Origin of the sequence: Paenibacillus sp. NPDC058177 (genome assembly GCF_042883835.1) — a bacterium.
Taxonomy (GTDB): domain Bacteria; phylum Bacillota; class Bacilli; order Paenibacillales; family Paenibacillaceae; genus Paenibacillus_AQ; species Paenibacillus_AQ agri.
The window spans coordinates 60,430-67,224 of sequence record NZ_JBHVVB010000012.1 but is presented as its reverse complement, the minus strand read 5'-3'; the positions used below and the strand labels follow the sequence as shown (position 1 = coordinate 67,224).

Sequence of the window (6,795 nt, the reverse complement as noted above, 5' to 3'; positions counted from 1 at the left end):
CATTTTGAAACATCTGACGAGAATTAAAAATTCTCATTTTTGAACTCACTTTCGTGAATTCGATACTCACTCGTTGTTCAGTTTTCAAAGATCAATTTCTCGTTTGTCTGCCGCTTAATGTCTCAGCAGCGACCTTTATAATATATCATACTGTTGTGCTTTTTGGCAAGTGTTTTTTTGAAAAAAGTTTTTTTCGTTTTTCTTGCCTGCGTTCACCTTTTTTGATAACCAAAAGGGGCGCGAGATATAATTTATCACGGCGCCCCCCTTTTAGTCAAGCTATTATTTTATATTTTTTCAGCTAATCTTGAACTCTTACTATAGCCTTTCTTTTTCAATGCTTGAACTGAGAAGACTTCCCGCCCCAAGCATACTTGGACAACTCTTTCTGGGGAGCGAAACGCGCATACATACGAAATACTGTTTTGTATCGGTTGGCGATAGCATGCCTAATATTTTGGTCCAAGCGTTGATCGCTCAAGTCTAACAGCATCTCATCAAGCTCTTTGCGCAAAACATAGTCCAGTTCCTTGCACTCCTTCTCGTTGAACAACATCCCCAACATATGCTTGGCCTCCTTCGCAAGGGTTTCATTTTACAATTGCCTTAAATACAGAAACTGATGGTTATGGAAAAGTAGTTCATTCCCCGGTATGGCACACTTTAAGTTGCTTACCTTTTATTTACCCACTTTCCCCAAATACATGACTCTAATGTTATGCTCATTTCCCAGATATTTTATGATAAAAGAGAAAATGTAATTGTGCTTTCGATAATAGCCGCAACAAATAGAAGGATAACGATCCATATAGAAGCCGTTAATGTCTGTCTCATAAAGAAAGACCACTCTTCTCCTCTAGTCCCGCTCCTCCCCGTTCTTCTAAACATACTCGCGACAACCTTAGCTCCAAACTGCAGTCCAAAAGCACAGGCAATAATAATAGCAGGGATCTCAATAATTCCGTGCGGCAGCAGACCTTTTACAATCAACGAGAACAAATCCTGGCCTTGAAGTGCCGACAAATGCACAATATAGCCGATTACCGCACCATTGATTAGCAAGAATAACGCCGGCAGTATGCCAAACAATGCTCCGAGAAAGATAATAACGACACCTTTAATACTGTTGTTTAAAAATATAAATACAAAGAAGCTCCATTGAGGATTAGACGACTCCTTTAGTGTTCCGCTAATTGTTCTGAGTCCCTCCAGTTGCTGCATAAGCAGCTTTTCCAAGCCTTCTGTGCCGATCCAGCCGAACACTACACCCAAGGCGAACAACAGTAGTGAGAACAATAATGCCTTTCGGATAGATTTAAGATCTTTGGCAAAAGTGAAGAACGATAGCATAGATACCTCCTGATATTAGTGATCTCCCTATCTCAAGGGTCATAACATGACGGTACGAGCATACATTTAGAACAAACAAGCATTTGCTGGGGAGAGGAGCGCTGTCATTTATGAATTCGTTTTATGTATTTAGCGGCAAGAAGATCAAAAGGTTCTTTTATATCTTCGCTGCTGCGCTGCTTGCTGCCGGTGTAGTGTATATCGAGAGGGGAAATATTACGGTGTTTTCTCAAGCCGCCCCCCCTTCCGCGATCTACAGTGTACCGACGGAGAAGAAGCTGATTGCCCTGACGTTCGATATTAGCTGGGGAGAGAAGAGGCCTGGACCAATTCTCAAGGTGCTGGAAGACAAAAAAGTGGATAAGGCAACTTTCTTCCTATCCTCACCATGGAGTAAAACTCACCCCGATATTGTGACAAGCATCAAAGATGCGGGCTATGAGATTGGAAGCCACGGGCATAAACACGTCAATTACAGTACTCTTAGCAACGAGGAAATTCGCACACAAATTAGTACCGCTCACACCGTATTGACCGAGTTGACAGGGAAAGAACCGAATCTGATTCGTATGCCTAATGGCGATTTTGACAAAAGGGTACTACAGGTGGCCACCGATCTCGGTTACAAAGTGATTCAATGGGACACCGATTCCCTGGACTGGAAAAACATCGGCGTAGATAATATCGTTAACCGCGTGACGAAAAAAGCTCATCCGGGAGATATCGTGCTTCTGCATGCCAGCGACTCCTGTAAACAGACACACGAGGCCCTCCCCAGAATTATTGATGAGCTGCGCGCCCAAGGTTATGAATTCGTTACTGTATCTGAGCTTCTGAGCCAAAGCAGCACTGAAGGCAAGGAAGTCCGGGATTCTGCTTGGCTGAATGACCGGCTGGAGGATGCAGCCGGCATGTAATACTTAAATGCCTTCCCTGTGGTACCGCTAATTATATAAAAAGCCTATCCATTCCTCAAATTTCAATGATGTGGGGAAATGAGCTCCGAGATATTGGGTGTGGGGGCGTCCAGTTTCGGATAACTCAGATCAAGACCCTCCAGCGTCTTCACTACAATGGATAGAGCCAAATAATTGCGGTACCACCGGTGATTGGCCGGAATCCAATACCATGGTGCTTTTTCTATACTGCTCTCCCGGAAAACATCTTCGTACGCCTTCTGGTAATCCCCCCAGTACTCCCGCTCCTGCAGATCACTAACATCAAATTTCCAGTGCTTCTTGGGATCATGGAGACGCTCCTGGATCTTCTCCATCTGCTTCTCCTTGGATATATGCAAAAAGAGCTTGACGATAGTCGTCCCTTCTTCGGCGAGCATTTCCTCAAACTGGCGGATATAGCGAAAACGGCGCTTCAACTCCTCTTTACTCAGGCCGCCGTGTACACGAGGAACCAGTACATCCTCATAATGCGAGCGGTTGAAAGCAGAAATATAGCCTTTAGGTGGCGTCTTCTGGTGTACTCTCCACAAGAAATCATGCGCCGCTTCGTCCAGAGTAGGCTTCTTAAAACTGGTGACTGTGAAGCCTTGAGGATTGAGTCCTGAGAAAATATGTTTGACTGTTCCGTCCTTCCCGCTGGAATCCATACCTTGCAAGATCACAAGCAATGAATGTTTCTTTTGGGCAAAGAGAATGTCCTGCAGTTCCGCAAGCCGCTCTTTCAGCCGCTCCGTCTCCACGCTTGCCTCTTCCTTCGACTTGAACGTTCCCTTCTCACCCGGATCCAGTTTGCTTAGCGAGATTTCGTTTGTGTCTTTTATCATATAGCGCTTGATGCCCATATATTCCCCTCCCCATTAAGATGAATTCGCAATAAAAGCGTCTTTCTGAGATTACCCTCCAGTGTCCGTTTTTAACCGTTCTTCCCACATAAAATAAAAATCCCCGCCTCCTTGCAGGATAAGGAAACGAGGGATTGGGTACATTCTCCTTCAGGCAGCCTGGGGCTTCAAAACACGATGAAGCATCAAGATTTGGAAGGCATTGCAGGCGATCAAAGGAACAATAATAAATACGGTGGCACTGTCAACGCCAATACGAAGCACGCCGATGGTTTCTACGATAGTAATCGCTGTCATAAAGAAAAACGTGGGGATCCAGGCAGAGAAGTTCGTACTCCTTACCTTAAAGTAAGTCACTACAATAGCGGATAGCAGAATCAGAATCCCCAAGAACAGGTCTGAGGTTACGTTTCGCTCCCCACCCACGACAGAGCGTAAGAAGACGAGCTCCAGCAAGGCGAGCACGGCCAACACCAGTTGTATGTACTGCCAGACTTTTCGCGGAAATACGCCAATGCCCATGTAGTTCAGAATCAGATAGGCGAAAAAGCCAAGCTGGGAATAGACGCTAACCAGCATTCCATACCCCAATAAAATAAGCGGGTACAGCAGAAAATCTACCGTACTTTTAAAATCAATCTTGCCATTCACTGCCTGCAGTGCAAGACCGGCAATGACAGCCCCGGCCGCTCCGATAAGCAGCGTAGTCCAAAATAAATAAAACCACTTTTTAATGCTCAGCCAGTTCACCCCCCTCATGTCAGATTTATTTTACCAAGGTTACCGTCAAAAAACCATTACTGTGTGACATTAAATGTATTCTCAAGCGGCATACTACATATCAAAATCCTACAAAGGAGGGCAGTGCCAATGAAATGGAGGACGATGGGCTTCGCCAGTTTAACATTGAGCTTGGTCCTGACCTTGACGGCCTGTGGAGGCGAGCAAAGCAGTTCTTCCTCAGGACAAGGCGGATACAAGGAAATGAAGACCATGGTTGTTGATATATTAAAAAGTGATGATGGGAAAAAGGCGGTCGAAGAGGCTCTTTCGAGTCCCAGCTCGGGAGGCGGTGAAGGCGGCGGAAGCGGAATGAGCATGAAGATGGTACCGCTTCAGACCACAGAACAAATTCGCGTGGCAGTCAAGGACACACTGACGGCGCCGGAGTACAAAAAGGAACTTGAGAAGATCATGACAGATCCGAAGTTCGCGGGTGAGTTCGCCAAAGCCATTAACGCACAAAGCAAAGAGCTTCATCAACAGCTGATCAAAGACCCCACGTACCAGAAATCGGTCGGGGAAATTATGAAGTCTCCAGAGATGACGAAGATGTATCTGGATCTCACCAAAACCCCAGACTACCGCAAGCAAACGATGACCATTATGCAGGATGCGATGCAGAATCCTCTGTTCCGCATGGAAGTGCTCAATCTTCTGAAGACCGTTGTCCAGGAAGAGCTTCAGCCTAAGGTCCAGAAGAAGGAAGGCGGTGGGCAAGGCGAAGGTGGAAAACAAGATGGTGGTGGCGGTGGCGACGACTCCGGATCTTAAATAATGCACAAATAAGAGGCCTTTCCCCACCAAATGGAGAAACGGCCTCTTTTTCATTTTAATGTGATGCGGTTTTATTCTTGCTCATATTTAGCAATCAGCTTGTCCGCCACTTCGGCAAACAACAAGGCTGCTGTTGTCTCTTCTTTATATACCGAAGGTGAGAAATCCGGCTCTGAGATATGATTATCCGGTGCTCCAAGTGGAATTTGAGCCAAAAGCTCAGTATGTAGAGTCTCCGCCAGTCTGGCACCGCCACCGCGTCCGAAGATATACTCCTTCTGTCCACAGCCCGAGCATTCGTAATAGGACATATTCTCGATCACCCCGATAACTTCATGATCCGTCTGCAAAGCCATAGCGCCCGCTCTGGCGGCTACAAAGGCTGCAGTGGCATGTGGGGTAGTCACGATAATCTCTTTACTCTGTGGAAGCATCTGATGCACGTCCAGGGCCACATCACCTGTTCCTGGGGGAAGATCCAGCAGCATGTAGTCTAATTCTCCCCAGCCTACATCACTGAAGAATTGACGCAGCATTTTGCCAAGCATCGGCCCACGCCAAATGACAGGACTGTTCTCACGGATAAAGAAACCCATGGACATCACTTTTACGCCAAAACGCTCCACAGGAATAATAGTCCCGTCATCAACCACCGGCCCTTCCTCAATGCCCATCATATCTGGAACACTAAAGCCGTAGATATCAGCGTCGATCAGGCCCACCTTCTTACCTTTACGTGCCAGGGCTACCGCCAAGTTAACAGTGACGGTCGATTTCCCTACACCGCCTTTACCACTAGCTACAGCAATAAATTTCACACCTGATTCCGGACTGATCAGTTCATGATCATCAAGACCGGCAGCATGGCCTTTTTTCAGCTTAACCTCGTGCTCCTCTTCGGACTCCTCGGAATTTCCACCCCTATGGAGCGAGCGCTCATAGTCTGTGGCATCCCTAAGCCGGATGTGCACGTTCCCCGCCCCGCCATTCTCCAGCAAATCACGCACTTGCTGTTCCAGCTCTATGCGTCTTTGCTCTTCTGAATCCAGACAGACAATGGACAGTGAGACACGATCCTCTTTAATCATAATATCGCGAATTAATTGCAGCTCGATAAGGCTTTTTCCGGTTTCCGGGTCTTTAATGTTCTGCAAAAGTTCCTGAATTTGTTCCCTGGTCAGCATGGAAAGCACCTCAGTTTCACTTCCGGACAGAATTGCTCCGGTGTTTTTTGTCTTATTATAGCATTACCTTTCTATGGAAGAGTAGTCCTTACCCGGCTGCTCTGATTCGTATCGGAGGATTCCCCGGTATATACTGGTTGCCACCTTGCGCTGATATACATCATCTCCAAGAAGCAAAGACTCCTGTGGATGTGATAGAAACCCGACTTCTACCAGCACAGACGGCATCTTCAGTGCCTTAAGCAGATACACCGTATTAACTGTCTTGGCCACACGATCCGTATTCTCCAGCGTATTCCTTAGCTCGGCCTGTACGAAATCCGCTAGTGGCTTGTTATCCTGGTTATTGGGATAGTAAAAGGTTTGTGCTCCGCTCCAACGGTTGGAGGGAATGCTGTTCATATGAACGCTGATAAATAAGTCCACCCGCTTCTCTTCAATCGTTCTGACCCGTTGCTTCAGGTCCTCTGTCTTGCGCTTCGCATAACCCTTCGTATCATTCTGTGCCAAGTCGTAATCACCTTCACGGGTCATCACCACAATAGCACCGGCCTGCTGCAGATAATCCCGCAGATAGAGAGAAACGGACAGATTGATCTCCTTCTCAATCAGCCCTTCTCGGCTGACAGCACCGCCATCCGGTCCCCCATGGCCGGCATCTATAGCGATGACTTTACCGGACAGCGGCAGGCTCCAATAATTTGTTGTTTTAGCTGTAGGCATGTCATAGGCGATGATTCCGATCATCAATGCCAGTAAGGCTATGCCGAGCATGCCTTTTCTGATGCTTCTCCATGCGATCCAGACCGAGACTTTACTCTGCTTTCGGCCAGACATAACAAAGACCCCCTCGTCCCGATAGATTCTACTCATCTATATGGGACAAGAGGGTCAATTATTACT

General features: G+C 46.8%; 8 protein-coding genes. 2 read left to right on the top strand and 6 right to left on the bottom strand.

Going from position 1 to position 6,795, the window contains the following annotated elements; genetic code table 11:
* Nucleotides 1-334: 334 nt before the first annotated feature.
* Both ACFVU8_RS29150 and ACFVU8_RS29145 read right to left on the bottom strand, forming a co-directional pair.
* Entirely contained in the window at nucleotides 335-565 is a 231-nt protein-coding gene (locus ACFVU8_RS29150; protein WP_066367494.1) for a hypothetical protein, read from the bottom strand.
* Between the two features lie 173 nt (nucleotides 566-738).
* Nucleotides 739-1,350, bottom strand: a complete 612-nt coding sequence (locus ACFVU8_RS29145) for a stage II sporulation protein M (RefSeq protein ID WP_387432067.1) — start codon at nucleotides 1,348-1,350, stop codon at nucleotides 739-741.
* Between the two features lie 110 nt (nucleotides 1,351-1,460).
* On the opposite strand from ACFVU8_RS29145, the gene pdaB reads away from it, so the two are divergent.
* The gene (pdaB, locus tag ACFVU8_RS29140; RefSeq protein ID WP_379469829.1) at nucleotides 1,461-2,267 is read left to right on the top strand and encodes a polysaccharide deacetylase family sporulation protein PdaB; all 807 of its coding nucleotides are present in this window, start codon (nucleotides 1,461-1,463) and stop codon (nucleotides 2,265-2,267) included.
* Between the two features lie 62 nt (nucleotides 2,268-2,329).
* On the opposite strand, the gene ACFVU8_RS29135 is transcribed toward pdaB, so the two are convergent.
* The gene (locus tag ACFVU8_RS29135) at nucleotides 2,330-3,151 is read right to left on the bottom strand and encodes a PPK2 family polyphosphate kinase (protein ID WP_387432064.1); all 822 of its coding nucleotides are present in this window, start codon (nucleotides 3,149-3,151) and stop codon (nucleotides 2,330-2,332) included.
* Between the two features lie 150 nt (nucleotides 3,152-3,301).
* The gene (locus ACFVU8_RS29130; RefSeq protein WP_387432070.1) at nucleotides 3,302-3,892 is read right to left on the bottom strand and encodes a KinB-signaling pathway activation protein; all 591 of its coding nucleotides are present in this window, start codon (nucleotides 3,890-3,892) and stop codon (nucleotides 3,302-3,304) included.
* A 129-nt stretch (nucleotides 3,893-4,021) separates the two neighbouring features.
* Between ACFVU8_RS29130 and gerD the strand changes: the two genes are divergently transcribed.
* Nucleotides 4,022-4,705, top strand: a complete 684-nt coding sequence (gerD, locus tag ACFVU8_RS29125; RefSeq protein ID WP_175370331.1) for a spore germination lipoprotein GerD — start codon at nucleotides 4,022-4,024, stop codon at nucleotides 4,703-4,705.
* Nucleotides 4,706-4,779: 74 nt separating this feature from the next.
* Here the strand turns inward: gerD and ACFVU8_RS29120 are convergent, their stop codons facing one another.
* On the bottom strand, nucleotides 4,780-5,892 hold the full coding sequence (locus ACFVU8_RS29120) for an Mrp/NBP35 family ATP-binding protein (protein ID WP_175370332.1): 1,113 nt from the start codon (nucleotides 5,890-5,892) through the stop codon (nucleotides 4,780-4,782).
* Between the two features lie 63 nt (nucleotides 5,893-5,955).
* On the bottom strand, nucleotides 5,956-6,729 hold the full coding sequence (gene cwlD, locus ACFVU8_RS29115; RefSeq protein WP_387432061.1) for an N-acetylmuramoyl-L-alanine amidase CwlD: 774 nt from the start codon (nucleotides 6,727-6,729) through the stop codon (nucleotides 5,956-5,958).
* Nucleotides 6,730-6,795 lie beyond the last annotated feature (66 nt).

Excerpts from the sequence above, each read along its gene's own strand:
- gerD (WP_175370331.1), top strand. The coding sequence starts at position 4,022 with ATGAAATGGAGGACGATGGGCTTCGCCAGTTTAACATTGAGCTTGGTC.
- ACFVU8_RS29150 (WP_066367494.1), bottom strand. The coding sequence starts at position 565 with ATGTTGGGGATGTTGTTCAACGAGAAGGAGTGCAAGGAACTGGACTAT.
- ACFVU8_RS29145 (WP_387432067.1), bottom strand. The coding sequence starts at position 1,350 with ATGCTATCGTTCTTCACTTTTGCCAAAGATCTTAAATCTATCCGAAAG.
- pdaB (WP_379469829.1), top strand. The coding sequence starts at position 1,461 with ATGAATTCGTTTTATGTATTTAGCGGCAAGAAGATCAAAAGGTTCTTT.
- ACFVU8_RS29135 (WP_387432064.1), bottom strand. The coding sequence starts at position 3,151 with ATGGGCATCAAGCGCTATATGATAAAAGACACAAACGAAATCTCGCTA.
- ACFVU8_RS29120 (WP_175370332.1), bottom strand. The coding sequence starts at position 5,892 with ATGCTGACCAGGGAACAAATTCAGGAACTTTTGCAGAACATTAAAGAC.
- cwlD (WP_387432061.1), bottom strand. The coding sequence starts at position 6,729 with ATGTCTGGCCGAAAGCAGAGTAAAGTCTCGGTCTGGATCGCATGGAGA.